Source organism: Microbacterium sp. NPDC087592 (genome assembly GCF_044743585.1).
GTDB lineage: Bacteria > Actinomycetota > Actinomycetes > Actinomycetales > Microbacteriaceae > Microbacterium.
This window is the reverse complement of the sequence record NZ_JBIUWT010000004.1, coordinates 41,540-62,913: the sequence shown is the minus strand read 5'-3', so window position 1 is coordinate 62,913 and position 21,374 is coordinate 41,540. Positions and strand designations below refer to the sequence as shown.

Annotated in this window: 16 protein-coding genes; 7 read left to right on the top strand and 9 right to left on the bottom strand. The window is 65.8% G+C overall.

The features are described from left to right. Positions 1-20: 20 nt before the first annotated feature. Positions 21-1,418, bottom strand: coding sequence for an NtaA/DmoA family FMN-dependent monooxygenase (locus tag ACIOTO_RS18560; RefSeq protein WP_400858944.1), 1,398 nt, complete (start codon positions 1,416-1,418; stop codon positions 21-23). 106 nt (positions 1,419-1,524) lie between these two features. Here ACIOTO_RS18560 and ACIOTO_RS18555 point away from each other — a divergent pair, with 106 nt between their 5' ends. Together ACIOTO_RS18555 and ACIOTO_RS18550 are read left to right on the top strand one after the other, a co-directional pair. Further along, positions 1,525-2,511 (top strand): Gfo/Idh/MocA family protein, encoded by a 987-nt coding sequence (locus ACIOTO_RS18555; RefSeq protein ID WP_400858942.1) that lies wholly within the window; start codon positions 1,525-1,527, stop codon positions 2,509-2,511. Between the two features lie 2 nt (positions 2,512-2,513). Continuing rightward, on the top strand, positions 2,514-3,494 hold the full coding sequence (locus ACIOTO_RS18550) for an NYN domain-containing protein (RefSeq protein WP_400858940.1): 981 nt from the start codon (positions 2,514-2,516) through the stop codon (positions 3,492-3,494). On the opposite strand, the gene ACIOTO_RS18545 is transcribed toward ACIOTO_RS18550, so the two are convergent. From ACIOTO_RS18545 to ACIOTO_RS18530, 4 genes are all read right to left on the bottom strand, one after another. Next, entirely contained in the window at positions 3,484-3,948 is a 465-nt protein-coding gene (locus ACIOTO_RS18545; RefSeq protein ID WP_400858938.1) for an Imm26 family immunity protein, read from the bottom strand. The two genes, ACIOTO_RS18550 and ACIOTO_RS18545, sit on opposite strands and share 11 nt — an antisense overlap. A 134-nt stretch (positions 3,949-4,082) precedes the next feature. Further along, positions 4,083-4,553: an Imm26 family immunity protein gene (locus tag ACIOTO_RS18540; RefSeq protein WP_400858936.1), complete on the bottom strand. Its 471-nt coding sequence runs from the start codon at positions 4,551-4,553 to the stop codon at positions 4,083-4,085. Between the two features lies 1 nt (position 4,554). After that, positions 4,555-5,289 (bottom strand): polymorphic toxin-type HINT domain-containing protein, encoded by a 735-nt coding sequence (locus ACIOTO_RS18535; protein WP_400858934.1) that lies wholly within the window; start codon positions 5,287-5,289, stop codon positions 4,555-4,557. Positions 5,290-5,496: 207 nt separating this feature from the next. Beyond that, on the bottom strand, positions 5,497-6,165 hold the full coding sequence (locus ACIOTO_RS18530) for a polymorphic toxin-type HINT domain-containing protein (RefSeq protein ID WP_400859155.1): 669 nt from the start codon (positions 6,163-6,165) through the stop codon (positions 5,497-5,499). On the opposite strand from ACIOTO_RS18530, the gene ACIOTO_RS18525 reads away from it, so the two are divergent. The 5 genes from ACIOTO_RS18525 (at position 6,065) to ACIOTO_RS18505 (ending at position 17,856) form a co-directional block, all read left to right on the top strand. Next, on the top strand, positions 6,065-6,364 hold the full coding sequence (locus ACIOTO_RS18525) for a hypothetical protein (RefSeq protein ID WP_400859166.1): 300 nt from the start codon (positions 6,065-6,067) through the stop codon (positions 6,362-6,364). The genes ACIOTO_RS18530 and ACIOTO_RS18525 overlap by 101 nt on opposite strands. Before the next feature lie 295 nt (positions 6,365-6,659). After that, positions 6,660-9,752 (top strand): LamG-like jellyroll fold domain-containing protein, encoded by a 3,093-nt coding sequence (locus ACIOTO_RS18520; RefSeq protein WP_400858930.1) that lies wholly within the window; start codon positions 6,660-6,662, stop codon positions 9,750-9,752. 2 nt (positions 9,753-9,754) lie between these two features. Further along, positions 9,755-16,735, top strand: a complete 6,981-nt coding sequence (locus tag ACIOTO_RS18515; RefSeq protein ID WP_400858929.1) for a polymorphic toxin-type HINT domain-containing protein — start codon at positions 9,755-9,757, stop codon at positions 16,733-16,735. Positions 16,736-16,986: 251 nt separating this feature from the next. Continuing rightward, positions 16,987-17,208 carry a hypothetical protein gene (locus tag ACIOTO_RS18510; RefSeq protein WP_400858927.1) on the top strand — a complete coding sequence of 74 codons (222 nt, stop codon included), beginning with the start codon at positions 16,987-16,989 and terminating at the stop codon, positions 17,206-17,208. An 84-nt stretch (positions 17,209-17,292) separates the two neighbouring features. Then, positions 17,293-17,856 carry a hypothetical protein gene (locus tag ACIOTO_RS18505; protein WP_400858925.1) on the top strand — a complete coding sequence of 188 codons (564 nt, stop codon included), beginning with the start codon at positions 17,293-17,295 and terminating at the stop codon, positions 17,854-17,856. A gap of 57 nt (positions 17,857-17,913) precedes the next feature. On the opposite strand, the gene ACIOTO_RS18500 is transcribed toward ACIOTO_RS18505, so the two are convergent. The 4 genes from ACIOTO_RS18500 to ACIOTO_RS18485 all read right to left on the bottom strand — a co-directional run bounded on the left by ACIOTO_RS18500 (position 17,914) and on the right by ACIOTO_RS18485 (position 21,372). Next, positions 17,914-18,207 (bottom strand): Dabb family protein, encoded by a 294-nt coding sequence (locus tag ACIOTO_RS18500; protein WP_400858923.1) that lies wholly within the window; start codon positions 18,205-18,207, stop codon positions 17,914-17,916. A 19-nt stretch (positions 18,208-18,226) separates the two neighbouring features. After that, a complete protein-coding gene (locus ACIOTO_RS18495; RefSeq protein WP_029262661.1) occupies positions 18,227-19,234 on the bottom strand; it encodes a sugar phosphate isomerase/epimerase in 1,008 nt (335 codons plus the stop codon). Next, positions 19,231-20,085, bottom strand: coding sequence for a sugar phosphate isomerase/epimerase family protein (locus ACIOTO_RS18490; protein WP_400858921.1), 855 nt, complete (start codon positions 20,083-20,085; stop codon positions 19,231-19,233). The genes ACIOTO_RS18495 and ACIOTO_RS18490 overlap by 4 nt, the downstream gene beginning before the upstream one ends. Positions 20,086-20,163: 78 nt before the next feature. Next, positions 20,164-21,372, bottom strand: a complete 1,209-nt coding sequence (locus tag ACIOTO_RS18485) for a substrate-binding domain-containing protein (RefSeq protein WP_029262663.1) — start codon at positions 21,370-21,372, stop codon at positions 20,164-20,166. Positions 21,373-21,374: the final 2 nt, after the last annotated feature.

Genomic DNA, 21,374 nt, shown 5'->3' with positions numbered 1-21,374 from the left:
TCGCGCGACGACATGCGTGGTCACGCGTCGACATACGAGGAAATGCGCAGACGGTCGCGGAGGGTCGCGCCCTCGCTCTCCGCCGCGTCTCGCAGCAGCCCGCGGCGGCGCAGCTCGGGGGCGGCCTGCCGCGTGAACGCCTCGAATTGGGCGGGCTGGAAGGCCGACAGCACGTTGAAACCGTCGGCCGCCCCCTCGTCGCGCCAGGTCTCGAAGTGGTCAGCGATCGTGCGGGCGTCGCCGACCACGAAGGCCGCCGGCACCGCGTTGGCAGCCACGAGGTGCCGCCAGGTGAGCGGATCGCCGGTCGTCACCCCGGCTCCCGAGACGCGCAGTCCGGCGATGCCGGCGAGGCGCTCGATGAGTGCGGAGCCGCGCTCCCCCAACCGTTGCGCCTCGGCGGCCGTGACCGGGCGGTCGAACTCCGACGCGCGCAGCGGGTCGTCTGCGGCGACGTCGAACGCATCGGCGAGCGCGGCCACCGTGCGGTTGGGCGGGAACGCGGTGCGTCCGGCCTGATGTCCCTCCGCGAGCGGCACCAGCGCGAGCAGGCGCTCGACGATGCGGCGGGCGTCGCCATCCGTGTCGGCGACGACCGGCAGCACCGGGGCGATCACCTTCACCGCATCCGGAGACCGTCCGGCTTCGGCCGCGATGTCGCGCAGCAGGCGGCGCGTGGCGATCGCGTCGGCGAGCGTCGGCGCGGCGGTCAGCGCGAGGTCGGCCTCGGTCGCGGCGAGCGCACGCGACCGCGGCGACGTGCCGGCGTGCACGATCGGGATCTGCCCCTGCGGCGGGCGGGCGACGTTGAGCGGACCGGTGACCCGCACCTGCGAGCCCTGCAGGTCGGCGGCGCGGAGCCCCTCGGGGTCGATGAGCACGCCGCGCGCGGCATCCGCGATCCAGGCATCCTCGTCCCACGAGCCCCACAGGCGTCGGAGCGCCTCGACGAACTCCTCGGCGCGGTCGTAGCGCGTCTCGTTGTCGGCGTGCGCGTCGCGGCCGTGGTTGCCCGCGGCGCGCGGCTCGGCGCCCGTGACGAGGTTCACGCCCGCACGTCCGCCGGTGAGCACGTCGAGTGAGGCCAGCGAGCGCGCCGTCGTGTACGGATCGGCGTAGGTGGTGTTGACCGTGGCGATCAGGCCGATGCGCGAGGTGACCCCGGCGAGGAACAGCACCGCGCTCACCGGGTCGATGCGCGCCAGCAGATACGGGTCGCGGAACTCCAGGTCGGGGCCCGTCGCGAGCCAGTCGCCGAAGAAGAGGTAGTCGAGCCCGGCCTCCTCCCCCTCGCGTGCGATGTGTCGGAGGATGGCGGCGTCCGCGGCCGGATCGCGGTGCGCGCCGGGCTGCCGCCAACCCGAGGGGTAGGCCCCCAGGGTGCGCACCATGGCGCCGATGATGAGGGGTTCGGTCATGCTCGTCACGGTAGGAGCGGGCGCGCACCCGCGACCAGGCGGCCGTCGCCGGACGTCTCGGGGTGTAACAGTCCGACATGTGCACCCCACCCCGTACGCTGAGACCATGACTGGTCTTCGTTGGGGAATCCTCGCTACCGGCGGTATCGCCGGCGCGTTCGCATCCGATCTGCGCACGGCGGGGCTCGACCTCGTGGCGGTGGGTTCACGTTCCCAGGAGTCGGCCGACGCGTTCGCCGCCCGCTTCGACATCGCCCACGCGCACCCCTCCTATGAGGCGCTGGTGTCCGACCCCGACGTCGACATCATCTACGTCTCCACTCCGCATCCGATGCATCACGAGAACGCCCGGCTCGCGCTCGAGCACGGCAAGCACGTGCTCGCCGAGAAGGCGTTCACGCTGAACCGCGCCGAGGCCGAAGACCTGCAGGCGCTCGCCGCCGAGAAGGGCCTCCTCGTGATGGAGGCGATGTGGACGCGGTATCTGCCGCACATGATCCGCATCCGCGAGCTCATCGCCGATGGCGCCCTCGGCGAGATCCGCGCGGTCAGCGCCGATCACACGCAGCTGCTGCCCACCGACCCGACACACCGGCTCAACGCCCTGGAGCTCGGCGGCGGCGCGCTTCTCGACCTGGGCATCTACCCGATCTCCTTCGTCTGGGACATGCTGGGCGCTCCGACCGACATCCGCGCCGTCGGCCGCCTGATCGAGACCGGCGCCGACTCCGAGGTCGCCACCGTCATGACCCACGAGGGCGGTGCGATCTCGACCACGCTCTCCTCCTCGCGGGCATCCGGGCCGAACGCGGCCAGCATCATCGGCACCCAGGCGCGGATCGACATCGACCGGGTCTGGTACACCCCCACCACGTTCCGCGTCACCCTCCCGGACGGCACGGTGCAGGAGGAGTACGTCTCCGAGGTCGACGGGCGCGGCATGCAGTTCCAGGCCCTCGCTGCCGAGCGCCTGGTGCGCGACGGCATCCTCGAGGGCGACATCCTGCCGATCGCGGAGAGCGTCGCCATCATGGGCACGCTTGATGAGATCAGGGCGCAGATCGGCGTCCGCTACCCCCGTGAGGAGGCCTGATCATGGCCGAGACCACCGATGCCCGCGTCGCCGTCTACCTCGACTTCGACAACATCGTCATCTCCTGGTACGACCGGGTGCACGGGCGCAACGCCTACGGCAAGGACCGGCAGCGGATCACCGAGAACCCGAACGACCCCGACGTCGTCGAGCGCCTCAGCCGGGCCATGATCGAGGTCGGCGCCATCATCGACTACGCCGCGTCCTTCGGCACCCTGGTGCTGACGCGCGCATACGCCGACTGGTCCTCCCCCGTGAACGCCGTGTACCGCTCGCAGCTCGTGGCCCGCGCCGTCGACCTCGTGCAGCTGTTCCCGGCCGCCGCCTACGCCAAGAACGGCGCCGACATCCGGCTCGCCGTGGACGCGGTCGAAGACATGTTCCGCCTGCCCGACCTCACGCACGTCGTGATCGTGGCCGGCGACAGCGACTACGTGCCGCTCGCCCAGCGCTGCAAGCGTCTCGGGCGCTATGTGATCGGCGTCGGCGTGTCCGGCTCGACGGCCAAGTCGCTCGCCGCGGCCTGCGACGAGTTCGAGTCGTACGACTCGCTGCCCGGTGTCGTGCGTCCGGTGAAGGCGGCTCCCGCTGTCGCTGCGAAGGCCGAGGCCGTGGCGGAGCCCGCGCCGGAGACGGTGCCGGACACGGCCGACGCGGCGGATGCGCCGAAGGCCAAGGCCCCGCGCCGCGCGAGGTCGAAGGCAGCCGCGGCCAAGGTCGAGGAGCCCAAGCTCGACGAACAGGGCGAAGCGACACAGCTGCTCGAGCGCGCCCTGCGTCTCGGCCACGACAAGGCCGATGCCGACGAGTGGCTGCACAGTTCCGCCGTGAAGACGCACATGCGTCGCATGGACCCGTCGTTCAGCGAGAAGGCCCTCGGCTACCGCTCGTTCTCCGACTTCCTCAAGTCCCGCGACGACATCGCGGAGCTTGAAGAGACCGGCCACGAGCGTCTGGTGCGGTTGCGCGAGCTCACGGGTTGAGTTTCTTGGTGAGCACCGACTCCACGAATCCGGCACCCATCATGCCGTCTTTGGGGGTGATCGGGCTGCCCTTGGGCATGACTTCCGTTCGGACCTGCTTGCTAGGGTCATCGCTGTCGTAGATCACCCGCGTGATGATGCCCCTCAGAGGTTCCTGCCGGAACAGGATCGGCATCGGCCACTCCTCCCGGCGCCAATCATCTTGGCGACCGAGAATCGGCCACGTGCCATCTCTCAACCCCAGGTAGCCGAACATCCCCTGGAGTATCGACGTCGCGGGGGTCAGATCGCGCACATCGGCGAGTGTGGGGAGTGAATCGCGTCGGGGGCCGAAGAAATAACCCGCAAGGATGCTCGAGCGGCTCGCACGGGCGACGATCCCGATCGCGTAACCACCAGCCCCGCCCAGCGGCACGGCGAACCACTTGCCCTCGCGGTCGTTGACTCCGAACATCTCAGCCTCCATTGAATCCCCGAAGAAAGCTCTCGGCCGCCTGCATGTAAGTTGCAAGATTGGGGTTTCTGTCGCTGATGCCTCGAACATAGTTGAAGCCGCCGTTCGCGGCCTGTGCTCCTGGATAAGCACCATCACTCTGAGCGGGGGATGCCGAGGGCATCGCTGACGTGGTCATCTATCCACAGATAGCTTGCCAACCCCCACGGACCGCAAGGCTCGCTTCTCGAAGAAATCCTGCGCCGATTTTCGTCTACGTGCGACTTCCAAAACGCGTCCCAGAAGCAGAGGTCGACAAGCGTGCCTTCTTCCCCGAGGGGACGGTTCTCGAGATGACGAAAGTACCCTCTCGTCCATCCCATGCGATTCGTGAAGATCGGAGCGAGAAGCAGTTGCTCCTTGGTCGGAGTTAGCAGATCCTCGATCTCGATGCCGGGCTGAAAGACATAGATCAGGTTCGCTCCGGGCATTGGCGTGCGAGTCAGATCATGTATATCTGCCGCGGCGACGCGACCCAAGAGCCGAGGTCCTCCGGAGACCTGCATCTCGAACATGTCCCCATCAGTAGGTCGATGTCTGCTGCGTTTCAGCAGTTCCAGGTTCATATCATCTCCCGTTTGCTGTCAGCCATGCTCGCCCCCACTCGACAGCCTGATCATAGAAAGAATGTCGCGGCGAGATACTGTTGATCAGGTTCTCAAATCCCGAATTCTGAACGATGAGCGCTTGTTCAACGGCGCGAGACTCCCCACGGGTGAGTGAGGTTCCGATAACCTGCAGCGTATCGAATCGCGCTCCGTGCTGGTCCGTCCTGCGGGCCACGTTGTTCGTGATCCCGACATACACATCATCGCCCGCGCGTACGCCGATGTAGACGCTGTTGGTCGCGCTTCCGCCCGACAACTGACTTGGAAGCCGAGGCGAGCCCGTCGCCCCGGTTCCGCAGTTGTGGGTGACAACAGCGTCGGCACCAGCGTAGACGCTGTACGTGTGGGTGGTGTCGATGGTGAGGTTGTGGACGGTCTGCTCACGGTGATCGTGTTCGATCGCGGTGACCTGCACCCAGGTACCAGACGAGGTCTGCACCCACATCCCCGGACGCAGTTCTCCCGCGTCCACCCACTCCTCGATATCGGGAACCCAGAACGGGTGACCCGCAGTCGCGGTCACCTGACCTGTCTGCCCCGAAGCATCCGTGACCGACACGGTCACGAGGTCCTTCACCCCGGTACCGGTGATCGTGGTCACCACCGGTCGCGCGGACGTCTTCCCCGTCTCCGGGTCCGTCGCCGCTATTCGTAGAGTCGCGCGGCAAGAAGAGTCTGCGCGATCAATTGCCAAGAGACCTCCTCCGGAACCTCCTGTCCGCGGTTCCGGAAGTACCCATCCATGTCACTGATCCACGCAGACCACGCCCTAAGGAAATCGGGTAGCGTCGCGTTCTCCCACTCCTCGGGCTTTTGCTTGGCAGAATTTGCCAGGCCTAGTAAGAATTGTGCAAATTCCGCGCGGTCAAATTTCTCAGAATCAATACTATTGAATTCCACGCTATCCCAATCCTCGTACGATGATAGATATCCCTTCGTTCCCGGTTGTGAACTTCCAGGCCTGGGTCGCAATTTCTTCGGGCGTCGCCATGCGGAACGGAATGGGGACTCGGGCCTGTTGAAATGCTAGTAGCCGACGATTATCCAGTGTAAAGAGGGCATTCCCTCGCTCCACCAGCCGAATCGGCGGAACATCGCTAGGTCGGATACTCCCGCTCTTGAGCCCCTCTGCGAGATCCGCGATTGATCCACCATCGCGGAATGTCGAGCTCACACTGCTTTGGCTAAATCGAATTTCACCAGGATCCACCACACCGCAGTTGTGGGTGATAACAGCGTCGGCACCAGCGTAGACGCTGTACGTGTGGGTGGTGTCGATGGTGAGGTTGTGGACGGTCTGCTCACGGTGATCGTGTTCGATCGCGGTGACCTGCACCCAGGTACCAGACGAGGTCTGCACCCACATCCCCGGACGCAGTTCTCCCGCGTCCACCCACTCCTCGATGTCGGGAACCCAGAAAGGGTGACCCGCAGTCGCGGTCACCTGACCCGTCTGCCCCGACCCATCCGTGACCGACACGGTCACGAGATCCTTCACCCCGGTACCGGTGATCGTGGCGACCACCGGTCGCGCGGACGTCTTCCCCGTCTCCGGATCCGTCGCCAGCACCAGGTCACCGAGCTCGATCTTCTCGATCTCCTTCTTCGCCCCGTCCGCCATCAACACCGACGTGCCCGGCACGAAACTATTCGCCGCACACGACGACATCGGCCGACTCCCACCCGACGACGACGGCTTCGCCGCCGCGGACGGACGGATGCTCTGCAACGGCGAACTCGACGGACGCACCGACGCCCCCGCCACCTGACCCCCACGAGACGCGAGAGGTTTGAACGCACTCGACACCGCAGCCGTCACCCTGTTCGCCACCGGCGTGAACACCTTGCCCACCGCTGCAGCCACCGGGCCCAACGCCCAACCGACCGCGGTCTCCACAACCCGCCAGGCGGGTTTATCGGGCGAATAACCGGCTCAATTGACATCCAGAAGATTCACAGAATATGATCAGCTCGCTCAATGGTTGAGAGGCCGGGTCGATGTGATCGACCGCGACACCTCGTCGCGCGCTGAGCAGAATTTTGCTGGCGTTGCGAGGAGCAATCATGGGTGTGCTGTCGTCAATCGAGCGTTCGAGCGCGAGCCAGCGCTGGATCGCGGGCGGACTCGTCGCCGTTCTCGCCGCCACCGGAATCGTCGTGGCGGTCAACCTGGCTAGCTCTCCGGGAGCCGACTGCGCCGAGTTGCGCGCGTCGAGCGCGAACGAAGCCGGTGTCAAGGCTGCGGCGTGCGACTCGGACGTCGAGGTGTTGGATGAGCGCACTCCGTGGGTTTCCGTCTACGCCCAGCCGGATGGCCGCACGAGGATGACGGTCGACGCAGTCGCCGGCCGCACGAGCATCGACGGCGAATGGCAAGACGTCGACCCCGCCATCGCGACGGAACCCTCGACCACAGCCGACGCGGCTGATGCCGCCGAGGCACCGACCGGCACGCCGGCCCCGTCCGATGTCGTCCCCGATGATGTGGACGAGGCCGTAGCCCCTGACACCGATCGGATGCTCTCCGTCGAAGCTCCCGTGTATCCGATGTGGTTCAACCCGGGCGGCGAAGCCGGAGTAGGCATGCCGTTGGGCGTGGTTCAGAGGGACGACGCGTGGGTGGCGATGCGGTTCCCGCTCGCTCTCCCGACACCCGTCATCGACGGCCGGTTTGTCACCTATCCGCTCGCTGATGGCGTGCGGCTCACCCTTTCCGTCATGGAGGACGGCTCCGGATTTCGTCCGATCCTCGAACTGGACTCTGCGGATGCGACCGAATGGTGGCGGACCGCACTCGCTTCGGTGCGCCAGGCTGCCGATCTTCCGGGCGATGGCTTCGATGTGCCATATCGGGTGTACTCCTCTGAGGGGCTGACCTTGCGAGGAATCGATGAGGTCGGATTCGAGATCGTTGACGGTGACGAGAACTCGGTGTTCTGGTCACCGCAGTCGTCGATGTGGGACTCCGCTGCCGACGAGGTTTCCGAAGAACCGGTGGAGCGTATCGAATTCCCCACGCCTGGCGATCGAGTGTTCGACATGCCGGTGCGTGTGGTGGGCGCCGCTGGAGGCGCAGGCTACGTGGTGGTGGAGCCGAACGAACAGATGCTGACGGATCCGGACCCGGCGTGGCCGATCCACATCGACCCGTCGCTTGGCGCCCGAACACCGACCGAGTGGATCGCGATTCGGACAGGCGGATACACATCTTCGATCTATAAGTGGGCTGACACCGCCAGCCGAGTGGGCGAGTCCATGGGGTACTGCTCCACGAGCTGGACATCGGCCTGCGTCACCACGTTCACGTCCCGTCTCGTGTGGGAGTTCGGCGACAGCACACTCGCTTCCTGGATGAAGACGCTTTCGGGCGCCGACATCGTGTCCGCCGAGTTCTCGGCAGATCCGGGTCAGCGAGGAAATTGCACTTCCTCACGCACAGACGCCTACATGACCGATTCGATTGCGAGTTCCGCGTCGAACTGGAACCTGCGGTTTTCGGTCTACCAGGCCAACGTCACCGCGCCCCAGGGTGATGCGTGTTCGGACGCCGGCGTGCGTCGAGGCTGGAATGTCCTCGCCGGCGTCAAAACGGCGGCGGACTCGAACTACGGTTCGATGACGTTCGGCCTGAAGGCGAACAACGAGACCACTTCGAGCGGATACAAGACCTACAAGAACGACGCCCGCTTGACGATCGTCTACAACCGCCCGCCGAACAAGCCGACAGGCGTCAAGCTTGCGTCGCCCTCTGTCGCTTGCACTTCCGGGGTCAATCGCCCGGCGATCGCGACGACGACTCCGACGCTGACCGGCGTCGTCTCCGATCCCGACGGTGGCACGGTGCAGGCCCACTTCCAGATCGTGCAGGCGGGGACGGCGACCGAGGTCTGGAACAGCGGAACCCTCGCTGCAAAGGCGTCCGGATCTGCGTTCAGCGCAGCCGTGACGGCCGGGAAGCTGGTGAACGGCCAGTCGTATCAATATCGGGTCACGGCCACCGATGGTTCGAAATGGTCGGGGTGGTCGACAGCACTGTGCGAGTTCTCCGTCGACACCAGCAAGCCTGCAGCACCCGCCGTCACTCCCGTGCGAACGGGCGTGTCCGCCGTATACGACGAGGGCTTCGAGCGTGGTGGAGTCGGATTCGACGGGAAGTTCACGCTCAGCAGAGCGGGCACCACCGACGTCAAATCGTTCTCCTATTCCTACAACAGCACAACGCTCGCAACGAGCGTCCTGCCTGACGCGGCAGGCAACGCGGTTGTCTCCTTCTCGCCCACGGCCGCCGGACCGGTGGTACTACGAGTTCTCAGCGTGGACAGCGCGGGGAACAAGTCGGAGACGACCAGTTACACCTTCGACGTGGGAGCGGCGAAGGAAGACGGCATCTGGATGCTCGATGAGGGCGACGGGACGGACGCCGCCGACACGAGCGGCAAGGGCACAGCCCGCAGCATGGTGGTGGACGGTCCCTCCTGGGAGACAGGTCCGCACGGGCTGTTCGGATCCCGACCCGGCGATCGTGCGCTGAGCTTCGACGGAACCGACGATCTGGCCAGCACCGGTCCCATCGTCGACACACGAAAGTCCTTCGTCGTGTCCGCGTACGTCTGGCTCGACGCGGAGAAGGTCAAGACGGGCACGTACACCGCTGTATCCCAAGACGGTGTCGCTCAGTCCGGGTTCGATGTGTCTTACGTGCCTTCGTGCACAGTCACCACGACGGGGTGCTGGACCTTCGGGATGAAGAACACAGACTCGAATGGTGCTGCGTCGACAACAGCCGTATCCGACACCCCCGTCGTGGGCGACCAATGGGTGCACCTGGTCGGCGCTCACGACGCTGCGTCGAAGACGCTGAGGATCTGGGTCTGCGAGATCGGCACGCCCTCAGCTCCTGGCGCGGGATCGCCCGTCTCTGCCTCCACTCCGCGATCAGCGACCGCGTGGCCTGCGACCGGCGGGCTGGTCCTCGGGCGTGGCCTGATCGACGGGTCGGGAGCGAACTGGTGGCCCGGGCGCATCGACAACGTTCGAGTCTTCTCCGGCCAGGTTCTGTCGGAGGCCAAGATCCGGAGGATGTGTCAGGGCGCCGAGGCTCAAGACTTCAGCACAGGGCTCGATGCCCTCGACCCGACGACGACGAACGGAGAATGAGCATGGAGCGCAAGAATGCCACGGGCGGCGCCGGTACCCGTGCAATCCGCACTCTCCGGTCGAAGTTCGTCACGATGGGTGTCGCCGCAGGGCTCGCCGTGATCATCGCTGTGGATCCGGTCGGACTCGGCGTCGTCGCCAGCGGGGAGGCTCGCGCGGCTACATCTCCGGAGGATCGCTCCTCGAACCTGGCTGCCGCGCTCGGGAAGGTCGCGGGCGAAGCCGCAGCCCCGTCGACGCTGCTCGGAGGTGCTTGGTCCCAAACGCCGGAAGCGGGTCTTCCCCTGCCGAGTGCGGAACTGCCCGCCCCCGACGAGGCGACCGTCGAAGTGCCGGCTTCTTCGGCGGCAAGCACTGACCTGGGCGGCATGACAGTCGAGGTTGCCGGGACCGATGGTGGCGCGTCTCCTGACGCGGTGACGTTGAAGGTCGAAGATGCGGCGACCGCTGAAGCCGCCGGTGTGACAGGTGTGCTCCTCGACGTCATCGATGTAAGTGAGGATGGGACGGCAGACGACCTGACGGTCGATCTCACTCTGTCGTACGAGCAGTTCGCGGGCGCGGTCGGCGGCGATTGGGCGTCACGACTCAGGCTCGTCCGAGTGCCCGATTGCGCACGCGAAACTCCGAACGCTCCGGAATGCCAGCCCGAGCCGATCCCGTCGACGAACGATGCAACGGCGCGCACGGTCACCGGCACGGTCCCGGTCGAGTCCGCATCCGCATCGGGCGGAGCGACAGCTGTTGCATCGACGACGGGTTCGCTCATGGTGCCGACTGCGGTCTCTGCGAAGGGCAGCTCGATCGCATTGGCCGCTGGAGCGTCAGGCTCCTCCGGGGACTGGACACAGACCGGGCTTTCCCCATCTTCGTCTTGGGGTGCATCGGGAAACACGGGCGCATTCACCTGGTCTTACCCGCTGGAGCTCCCGGAGGCAGTAGGACCGTCACCCGACCTTTCCCTGTCGTACTCGTCGGCCGTGTCCGACGGACGCGTTCCCTCCGCGAACAACCAGGCAGGCTGGATAGGTGAGGGATTCGACCTGACCTCGAGCTACGTCGAGCGTCAGTACAAGCCGTGCACGGAGGACGCGCGAAGCGGCTCCAACAACGTGGACCGGGAGAACGGCGATCTGTGCTGGGGGCCGGCAAACGCCACGTTGGTCCTCAACGGAGCCTCGAATCCGCTCGTCTACGACTCCGTCGCGAAGACATGGCAGTCCAAGTCGGTTGACGGGTCACGGGTCGAACTGCTCACCGCCGGCTGGAACGGCATCGGGTCAGCTGAGTACTGGAAAGTGACGACTGTCGACGGCACCCAGTACTTCTTCGGCCGTGGCAAGACATCTTCCGCCGGGGCAGATCTCAAGTCCGCCTGGTCGGTTCCGGTGTACGGCAACGACAGCGGTGAAGCCTGCTACAAATCGGCTACTGACGGCGGGTTCGCCTCCTCGCGGTGCAACCAGGTCTGGCGCTGGAACCTCGATCATGTCGTCGATCCGTCGGGCAATACGATGACGTACTCCTACGCGACGGAGGCGAACAGCTACGTCGCCGATTACGCAAACAACACAGCCTGGACGACGACGTCGTATGTATCGGGCGGGCGACTGACGAAGATCGAGTACGGAGCGCGCACCGGATCCTCCGGCAGCGCACCATACCGAATCGTGCTCGGAACCGAAGCTCGGTGCGTCACGGACCGCGCGGACGGTGCTTCGGTCTGCTCCGGAGGGCGCGTCGAGACTGACAAGAGTCGCTGGCTTGACACACCCACCGACCTGCAATGCACCGCGAGCACTGCGGAGTGCAAGAGCGTGACGCCGGTGTTCTTCGACACCACTCGTCTCGTGAAGATCACTGCGCAGAGCTGGGACGGCAGCGCCTATCAGGACATCGATGCCTGGGCGTTCACTCAGCGTTACGTCGGCGAGGGGGACTCCGGTCTGGCGAACGTCGCGGACGCGGCCGTTCTGCGTCTGGACCGCGTCACTCGGACGGGCCGTGGCGGCACGGCATCGACGGCCGACGACATCGCCCTGCCTCCGGTGGAGTTCACGTACATGTCCATGCCGAATCGTGTCGACACGGCGAGCGACGGCCAAACCGGCCTCTGGCGTCCTCGTGTCATCCGAGTGCGCACCGATTCCGGCGGTGCGGTGAACGTTGCCTATCGCACGGAGTGCGAAGCGGCGAGTGTGCCGGCGACGACGGATGCGGCGCAGGCTGCAAACCCCAAGCTGTGCTACCTGGTGAAGTGGCAGCCCGATGGCGAGTTGGTCGCTCAGAACCATTGGTTCCACAAGTACGTGGTCGAGAGCATCGTCGAGGATGCTGCACCTCATGTCGGCGAGAGCCAATCACTCATCACCGGGTCGCTCTCGACGACGACCAGGTTCACTTACCTGGGCGGCGCCAAGTGGGTCAAGCCCACCGGGCCGATGGTCGACGCCGACCAAGTCACGTACTCGGACTTCCGTGGATTCGCGCAGGTTGCAACGGTTCTCGGCGAAGGAGCAGAACAAACCACTGCAGAGAAGAGCACGTACTTCCGAGGGACTGGTGCGACGCTCACAGCCGGCGCGGCAGGGCAGACCATCAGTGCGGTGGACCGTGACGAGTTCGCGGGCCAGGTGTTCGCCAGCGAGAAGCTCAACGGCTCGACCAAAGTGTCGGAGACCGTCAGCCAACCGGCCACTCCCGTCGTCGTCGCGACCGGCTCGGGCGGTCTGAAAGCGACGCGGATTCCCTCGACGACGACCTTCGGGTTCACGTACAGCGCGGCAGGTGCCCTCGTTCACCGCACCTCGGCGACGACCACCAATGACTCGAGTGGTTTGCCGGTGTCTGTCGAAGATCGAGGCGATCTCACTTCGACTGCTGACGATGTGTGCACGAAGACGACGTATCGGCGCGACGGTGGATTCGCCGAGGCCAACAAGCTCTCCTACGCCTCGAAGACCGAGAGCTTCGCGGCATCGTGCAGTGGCACCCTCACCGCAGCCACGCTGATCTCGCGGGAGACCGCGACGTATGACGATGCGGGACGCACGGTCGAGACGAAGTCGGTCGACCCGGCCAACGGCGCTGCCGACATCGTCCGCACCAAGGCCACATACGACTCGTCTGGGCGTACCCTCACGAGCCACGACGCTGCCGGGAACGTGACGACCCTGGTCTACGCGCTCGGCGCCGGCGGGCAGGTGGCCAAGGTCGTCACGACGTCGCCCGACCCGGACGGCGCGGGCGAGGGCACGTCTTTCACCTCGACCCAGGTGTTCAACCCGCTGACGGGGATGCCGGTCTCGACGACCGATCAAAACGGCAAGTCGACCAAGGGCACCTATGACTCGCTCGGCCGGCCCACGAGCGTGACGTACCCGCAGCATGCTGACGCCGCAAAGCCGTCCGTTCAGTACGAGTACGTGGTAGCGACCAACGGACTGAATGCCGTCATCACTCGGACCCTCGGAGCAGACGGAAAGCGCCAGCACGCGTCGGTCGTGCTGTACGACGGCATGTTGCGCCCCTTCCAATCCCAGGTAGAGAGTGCCGATGCCACGGATGCCAGCGGTAGTCGATCCGTCTCGCATATCTACTACGACTCGGCTGGCCGCACAGTCAAGAAGACCGCTCCCTGGTCTGCTCAGGGCTGGCCGAGCGGCCAAGCGATCGTTCCCATCGCTGTTCCGCCCGCACACACCACCTACGTCTACGACAAAGCGGGGCGAGTTACCGACGAGGTGTTGTGGGTCGGCACGGACTCCGAGCCGACGAATGAGAAGTGGCGCACGAAGACCGCCTACGACGGTGCGGCGACGCTGACGATCCCTCCCAGGGGCGGGGTGCCCACCGAAACGGTCGTGGATGCTCTCGGACGGACCATCGAGCTCCGTGAATACCTCCGAGACCCGGTATCTCAGGCCAACGTGGTCACGGCTGCCGGGGTACGAGCGCTGGTGAAGCAGACGACGGCGTACACATATGACGCAGCGGGTCGAATGCTGACGATGAAGAACCCTGCCGGGGATGTCTGGAAGAAGACTTACGACGTGGCCGGGCAACTCGTGTCTTCCACCGATCCCGACGCCGGGGCATCGACGAGCACCTACGACATCCTCGGGCGAGTCGCCACGCAGACCGACGCGAACGGCGCGAAGCTCGCGTACACGTACGACGCCCTCGGGCGTGTGACTAGCCTGCGCGACAGCAGTGCGAGTGGACCCGTCCGTGCGACTTGGGAATACGACGCGTCATTGCTCGACGGGAGCGAGGCGCGAGCCCTCGGTCAGCTCAGCACCTCGAAGCGGATCATCGGAGGAAAAGAGTACACGACATCGTTCCCGGTGTACGACGCTGCCTACCGCCCCTTGGAAGTCCAGACGAGCCTGCCTGCCGATAGTGCGCTGAACGGTCTGTCCGGCGCAGACTTCACGACCGCCTACTCCTACGCTGCGGACGGCCAGATCGCGCAGGTCACCTACCCGCAGGTGAAGGATGGCGAGATGACCGTCCTCGGCGCGGAAACCGTGACCACTCGGTTCAATCAGCGTTCGATGCCGTCCTGGATGGGAAGCGGCTTCGGGTGGGGAGTCTACGTCGCTGACGCGAGGTGGACGCACGACGGCAAGCCGCTGCTGCAGGATCTCGGGAACACCTATGGCGCGGCGGTCACCTACGACTGGGAAACAGGCACGAACCGTCTGCGTACCATTCGCCTCGATCGAGAGCGAGTGGATGGCACCGAAGTAGATACGCGCTACTCGTACGACGCGGCTGGCAACGTCACGAGCCTCATCGATGCTCCGGTGAACGCTGCCGTCGCCGGTGCCTTCGATGCTCAGTGCTTCGCGTATGACAGCCTCCGTCGCCTCAAGACCGCGTGGACTGCCGCTGACAAGACGTGCTCGGCAAGCCAGGTGACCCAGGCCGTCGTCGGTGGCGCATCGCCGTACTGGACCGATTACGAGTACGACCCTCTCGGCAATCGCACGAAGATGACAGAGCACGCGTCGTCAGGCAACTCCGTCACCACGTATGACCACGGTGATGGTGCAGCCGGCCCGCACCAGCTCACGTCGATGACCAAGACGACCGGCGGCATCGCCGTGACAACCGGCTTCACGTGGGACGCCGCAGGAAACCAGACATCGCGCACCGCCGATGCCAACCTGCAGACTCAGGCCTGGGACGCCGAGGGCGAGCTCGTCTCGATCTCAGGTGGTGACGAAGACGTCTCGAACGTGTTCGACGCGAACGGCGTTCGGCTCATTCGTACCGATGAGGCGGGAGCGACCCTGTTCCTCCCCGGCGGTCAGGAAGTGCGTGCGAGTGCGACCGCTGTGTCGGCGACGAGGTGGTACTCGTTCGGCGGTGTGAACGTCGCGGTGCGGACAGGCACGGGCATGGCCGGAGTGAGTAGCGTGGTCGCCGATGCACACGGTACGCCTCTCGCCTACGTGCACAACACGAACTGGGCAGAGGCGGTGCGACGCGTTCGCACGGACCCGTTCGGGTCGGCGCGGGCGGACGCGGCCGGGACTCTTGCGGGTCGCGGATTCTTGGGGGCGCCGGCGGACGCCTCGGGTCTGACGTTGTTGGGAGCGCGGTTCTTCGACCCCGATACCGGCACGTTCCTCAGTCCAGATCCTGAGCTCACCGCAGGGGTACCTGCGCAGTTCAATGCGTACGTGTACTCGGGGAACAACCCGATGACGTGGTCCGACCCCTCGGGGCGGAACTGGTTCGGCGATTTCTTCAACTCCGCGAAGAAGTTCGTGAAGAAGTACCAGGCCGAGATCGCGGGCGCCGTGGTCGGGACGCTCGTCACAGCCGGTTGCCTGGCGGTGACGGCTGGTGCGGGCAGTGTCGGTTGTGCGATCGCCGGCGGCGCAGCGGGTGCGGCCACGACGAACGTGTGGAAGCAGTCGCAGTCGAAGAAGCCGTTCAACATCGGCAGTTTCGCCCGGGACACGGTGATGGGCGCTGCGGTCGGTTGGGCGTTGGGCCCGGTGGCTGCGGTGGTGGGCAAGGTGTTCACGCCGGTGGCGAACAGGTTGACGGCTGCGGTGTCGAGTGCGTTCAAACCTCTTGCGTCTCGTGGGGGTCAGGTGGCGGGGGCGTCGGTGCGTCCGTCGAGTTCGCCGTTGCAGAGCATCCGTCCGTCCGCGGCGGCGAAGCCGTCGTCGTCGGGTGGGAGTCGGCCGATGTCGTCGTGTGCGGCGAATAGTTTCGTGCCGGGCACGTCGGTGTTGATGGCGGACGGGGCGAAGAAGGAGATCGAGAAGATCGAGCTCGGTGACCTGGTGCTGGCGACGGATCCGGAGACGGGGACGTCGTCTGCGCGTCCGGTGGTCGCCACGATCACTGGTGTTGGGGTGAAGGATCTCGTGACCGTGTCGGTCACGGATGGGTCGGGGCGGACGGGTCAGGTGACCGCGACTGCGGGTCACCCGTTCTGGGTTCCCGACATCGAGGAGTGGGTGGACGCGGGAGAGTTGCGTCCGGGGATGTGGGTGCAGACCTCGTCTGGTACCTGGGTGCAGGTCACCGCGATCGAACACGATCACCGTGAGCAGACCGTCCACAACCTCACCATCGACACCACCCACACGTACAGCGTCTACGCTGGTGCCGACGCTGTTATCACCCACAACTGCGGTGTGACGCGGGACCCGACGACCGGACGTTTCATCAGCGGCGCAGGCGGAGAATCGAGCGCAACGGCAGCGGGGCGGTCGGCGCATACGAGCTACGAAAACACTTTAGGCGGTGACTACGTGTTCAACCGTGGGCTTCCTGGAACTGGCGGAGCGATGCGGCCAGACGCGGTTGATTGGGCGGCGAATGTGGTGCGCGAACTGAAGCCCGATTCGAAGAGCGCCATAAATCGCGGATGGCGACAGGTGACGACTTACAAGGAGTATCTGGAAGAGTTGACCGGGCAAGCGTGGACAGCCATCGTGGACGTGTACAAGAGATGATCACCTCAGATCTTCGAAAGATGTACTCGCAAGCATTGCGAGACGCAGGCTTCGCGGGTCGTGGTTCGGTATGGCACTATCTGGGTCACGACGTTCAATGGACCTGTCAGATCAGCGTCTCGAACTGGGGGCGACAGGTGTCCCTGGATATCGGAGTCGACCTCCAGATCGATCGGCCTCTTTCGCGCGCAGATGACTCTCCGATAGTCATGTACCTGGAGACATTTGCGAGTCTGGACGATGCGCTTCAAATGGCCGGCATCGATCGCATGGAGGTCAGCGCGGCCGGAAGGCTTGAGTCTGGCGTTGACATCGAGGAGCGGGAGGCCGTGATCGTGAAGGCTGCGAGGGCGGTGCACGCGTATGTTTCGGAGAGGTCGGATCTCGAATCGGTGCGCTCCGCCTTTCGGCGAGGCGAGTTTCGGACGGGGTTCGTGCGAAAGGATGCGAGAGAAGCGCTTGCCGGAGAATGATACGAGAACGAATCCCCCGCAGCCAGCGACGGCCCGTCGGTGAAGCGATCATCGTCAGGGTCTTCTCCGAGAACGAGTGCGCAAGTGTTACTTGATCAGTTTCGGTCGGCGTATCAACTCGGTCCCCGCGAGCCAGGAGCGGACACGCACCTGTGGCGGCCGCGAGGGTCGGACAGGATCAAGGGGTTCGATCAGTTCGCGGAAGAGTTCACCGGTGCGTCGTTCAACGGTGGGCTGTATCGGTTCCACGATGAGCACTCGGCCGCACTTGCGGCGACGTTCATCAACCAGACATTTCCCCAGTATTCGGAGCGTACCCTGCCGTTCGGATACGACTGGCTGGGGCGACACTTCCTGTGCGACTTCCGGCGCCTGGTGCGGAATGAACCACAAGTTCTGCTGATCGACCCCGGCGCTGGCGAGGCCTTGGAGGTACCCGTCAACTTCACGGAGTTCCACGACGTGGAGCTCGTCGTGGAATCCGATGCCGCGGTGGCCAGCTCTTTCCACCGCGAGTGGGTCAGCAGCCGGCCCTCACCAGTCGCTCCCATCCTCAGATCGCAATGCGTCGGCTACGACGTGCCGCTCTTTCTCGGTGGAAGCGACACTGCCGACAACCTCTCGCTGACGGATCTCGAGGTCTACTAGGACCTGAGTTCACAACTATGGAGAATGGCGACCACGCATGGCTCGAGCGACTGACCGTCACTCCACGAAGTCGTACTCCTGGAACTCGGCGACCTCGGGCACCCACCGCTCCGCGACGAACGCCCGGTGCGCGGGATGGACGTCATAGGTGTCGTAGACGCTCTGATCGGCGAACACCATCGAGAACTGGTGCGTGAGATCGCTCTTCGCGCTGACCTGGCGACGGATCGTGAAGTCCCCGACGCCGGGGATCGACGTGAGCACGGCGTGGCCGGTCGCCAGGAACTCCTGCTCCTCGGCGGAGCCGGCCGGATGGATCAGGCGGAAGACGACGGTGTGCTGGATCGGCATGGGGTTCCTGTCGGGGTGGTCACTGGTTGCTGAACGCGGCGTCGAACGAGGCTTCGGGCTTCGGCCACAGCAGCGAGCGCACGTATGCCAGCGCCTCGGGGGCGCCATGCAGGCGGTCCATCCCGGCATCCTCCCACTCGATCGAAATGGGGCCGGAGTAGCCGATCGCATCCAGAGCGCGGAACGAATCCTCCCACGGCACATCCCCGTGCCCCGTCGAGACGAAGTCCCAGCCCCGCCGAGGGTCGCCCCACGGCAGGTGCGAGCCGAGCACGCCGGCCCGGCCGTTGTGCGGACGCATCCGGGTGTCCTTGCAGTCCACGTGGTAGATCCGGTCGGCGAAGTCCACGATGAACCCGACCGGGTCGATGTTCTGCCACATCATGTGCGACGGGTCCCAGTTGAACCCGAACGCCTCGCGGTGGTCGATCGCCTCCAGCGCACGCACCGACGACCAGTAGTCGTAGGCGATCTCTCCCGGGTGCACCTCGTGCGCGAACCGCACGCCCTCCGCATCGAACACGTCGAGGATCGGGTTCCATCGGGCCGCGAAGTCCTCGAACCCACCCTCGATGACGGATGCCGGAACCGGCGGGAACATCGCCAGATACGGCCAGATAGACGAGCCGGTGAACCCGACCACGGTGTCGATGTCGAGCTTGCGCGCGACGCGGGCCGCCCGCTTCATGTCCTCGGCCGCCCGCTGCCGCACGCCCTCCGCCTCACCGTCACCCCACACGTACTCGCGCAGGATTGCCTGGTGGCGGAAGTCGATCGGCGCATCGCACACGGCTTGACCGGCGAGATGGTTCGAGATCGCGAAGATCTTCAGCCCGTGCCGGTCGAGGATCTCCCGGCGCGAGGCCACGTAGGCGTCATCCTCGTCGGCACGCCGCAAGTCGAGGTGATCACCGGACGCGGCGACCTCCAGCCCGTCATAACCCCACTCCGCAGCGAGGCGGGCGACCTCCTCGAACGGCAGGTCCGCCCATTGCCCGGTGAAGAGGGTGACCGGATGCGTGCTCATGGATACTCCAATGCTCGGAGGGCAGCGATGCTGCGTGCAGCGAGTTCGTCCTGGCTCGGGGCGAGGGGTCGCCACACCGAGGCCGCGACCGCGATCGTGGCGTTCTCCCCCGTGAAGCTCTCCAACCCGAGCGGGCCGCGATAGCCGGCATCATCGAGGGCCGCGAGGATCCCGGGCCAGTCGGTGTGGTCGTCGCCGACGGCCCCACGGTCGCTCCCGCACACCTGCACGTGGGCGATGGCGTCACCGGCGGCACGGATCGCCTCGGCGGGCTTCTTCTCCTCGATGTTGAGGTGATACGTGTCGAGTGCGAGTCCGAGACCGGCACCGAGCAGCGGGCCGAGCGCATCGAGGCTCTGCTCGACCGTGTTGAGCAGGCTCGTCTCGTAGCGGTTCAGCGGCTCGATCGCGAGGGTGATACCCGCGTCTGCGGCCTCGGCGACGAGGGGCGCGAGGTTCTCCCGCAGCTCCCCCACGACCGCCGCCCGCTCGTCGGCATCCATCCGCCAGGTGACGCCGGTCGGCGCGTAGAAGGGGCCGGCCACGACCTCGGCGCCGAGCGTCCGAGCGGCCGCGATGCAGGCGCGCAGGTAGGTCTGCGTCGCGGCGACATCGCCGGCACGGGCGATCAGAGATCGTCCAGGGCCCATCGCCCCGACCACGATCGCGCCGAGCCCGAGCGAATCGAGCAGGTCGCGGGATCGCGCCGAGTCCCAGTCGCCAACGCTCTCGAGCGGCAGCTCCAGGGCGTCGTACCCGAGGTCCTTGGCCTTGCGGGCGAGCGGCTCGAGCGACGCGTCGGTCAGCGGAGACGTCCACACCCAGGTGTTGACGGCGATCGTGCGGGGCATCGTTGTCCTTGTGATCGTGAAGCGCTCCCACCCTCCCACCCCGCGGGTGCGGAGCGGAAGGGCGGGAGCGGATTTCGGTTACGGGATCTGACGCTGCTGCCACACCGTCGGGTAGCCGGGGAGGTTCTCCCCGCCGAACTTGGCGTAGTGGCCGTCGGGCATGCCCTCGTTGGCCTTCAGGTAGTCGTCGAGCTCGGGCTCCGTGATCGGCTTCTGCGGGAGGACCCATTCCTTCGGGACCTCTTCGCCGGCGAAGATCATCTGCGCCGCGAGCAGCGGAGTGCGCCACTGGAAGTTGGAGTACACCGGCGCGAGGCCCGTGAGCCCCGTGTCCTTCCACTTGCGCAGGAAGCTCATCTCGTCCTCACCGGTCATGACCGGGTAGTCCGCTCCGGCGTCCTCGAACGCCTCGATGGCCGCGACGGCGCCGTCACCGGCGTCCATCCAGATGCCGTGCACGTCGCCCTTGGCGAGCTCGTCGCTGATGATGCTCTTGATCTCGGCGGGGTCGGCACCCGTGAAGTGATCCACGGCCTCGATGCCGGCCTCGTCGAAGAGCTTCTCGGCGGCGGCCCAGCGGTGCTCGAGCACGTCGACACCCGGGAGGATGCGCAGCGCCACGACCTTGTCGCCCTCTTCGAGGTTGTCGATGAGGAACTCGGCGGTGTCGATACCCCAGGCGAAGCCGCCGATCGGGTGGATGAACGTGACCGGGCAGTCGGTGTTCACACCGCGGTCGAACACGACGACCGGCTTGCCCGTCTCGCAGGCCCGCTCGACGGCCGGGGTCATGGCCGCCGTGCTGTTCGGCGAGATGAGGAAGACGTCGCATTCGCCCTCGGCGATGAAGTAGTCGATGTCCGCGATCTGCGTGTCATCGGAGTCCTGCGCGTCGCGGGTCTCCATCTCGCTGATGGCGCCCGCGTCCTGCAGCGACTTCAGCTGCTCGTTCATCGTGATCCAGCCGGTCTGGCGCCACGGGTTGGAGATCGACGCGTTGGCGAAGCAGGCCTTCTTGGCCCCTTCGCTCGCGAACTCCGCCGTGTCGACCATCTCGGCGTTGATGTGCTGCAGGTAGGGCTCGTCCTCCGGCCCCTGCGGGGTGACGCCGCGCTCCTCGTCCTGCTTGTCGAAGAGCTCCTGGTCGAACCACTCTGTCGTCTCTGCCGTCTCCTCGGGGTTCTCCGACTCCGCCGGCGCCACGGACGGGTCGGTCGTACACCCGGCGAGCGCGATGAGGCCGAAGAGAGCCACCCCTGCGGTGGCGATCTTCATCGATCGTCGCATTG

Excerpts from the sequence above, each read along its gene's own strand:
- ACIOTO_RS18560 (WP_400858944.1), bottom strand. The coding sequence starts at position 1,418 with ATGACCGAACCCCTCATCATCGGCGCCATGGTGCGCACCCTGGGGGCC.
- ACIOTO_RS18555 (WP_400858942.1), top strand. The coding sequence starts at position 1,525 with ATGACTGGTCTTCGTTGGGGAATCCTCGCTACCGGCGGTATCGCCGGC.
- ACIOTO_RS18550 (WP_400858940.1), top strand. The coding sequence starts at position 2,514 with ATGGCCGAGACCACCGATGCCCGCGTCGCCGTCTACCTCGACTTCGAC.
- ACIOTO_RS18545 (WP_400858938.1), bottom strand. The coding sequence starts at position 3,948 with ATGTTCGGAGTCAACGACCGCGAGGGCAAGTGGTTCGCCGTGCCGCTG.
- ACIOTO_RS18540 (WP_400858936.1), bottom strand. The coding sequence starts at position 4,553 with ATGAACCTGGAACTGCTGAAACGCAGCAGACATCGACCTACTGATGGG.
- ACIOTO_RS18520 (WP_400858930.1), top strand. The coding sequence starts at position 6,660 with ATGGGTGTGCTGTCGTCAATCGAGCGTTCGAGCGCGAGCCAGCGCTGG.
- ACIOTO_RS18515 (WP_400858929.1), top strand. The coding sequence starts at position 9,755 with ATGGAGCGCAAGAATGCCACGGGCGGCGCCGGTACCCGTGCAATCCGC.
- ACIOTO_RS18510 (WP_400858927.1), top strand. The coding sequence starts at position 16,987 with ATGGCCGGCATCGATCGCATGGAGGTCAGCGCGGCCGGAAGGCTTGAG.
- ACIOTO_RS18500 (WP_400858923.1), bottom strand. The coding sequence starts at position 18,207 with ATGCCGATCCAGCACACCGTCGTCTTCCGCCTGATCCATCCGGCCGGC.
- ACIOTO_RS18495 (WP_029262661.1), bottom strand. The coding sequence starts at position 19,234 with ATGAGCACGCATCCGGTCACCCTCTTCACCGGGCAATGGGCGGACCTG.
- ACIOTO_RS18490 (WP_400858921.1), bottom strand. The coding sequence starts at position 20,085 with ATGCCCCGCACGATCGCCGTCAACACCTGGGTGTGGACGTCTCCGCTG.
- ACIOTO_RS18485 (WP_029262663.1), bottom strand. The coding sequence starts at position 21,372 with ATGCGACGATCGATGAAGATCGCCACCGCAGGGGTGGCTCTCTTCGGC.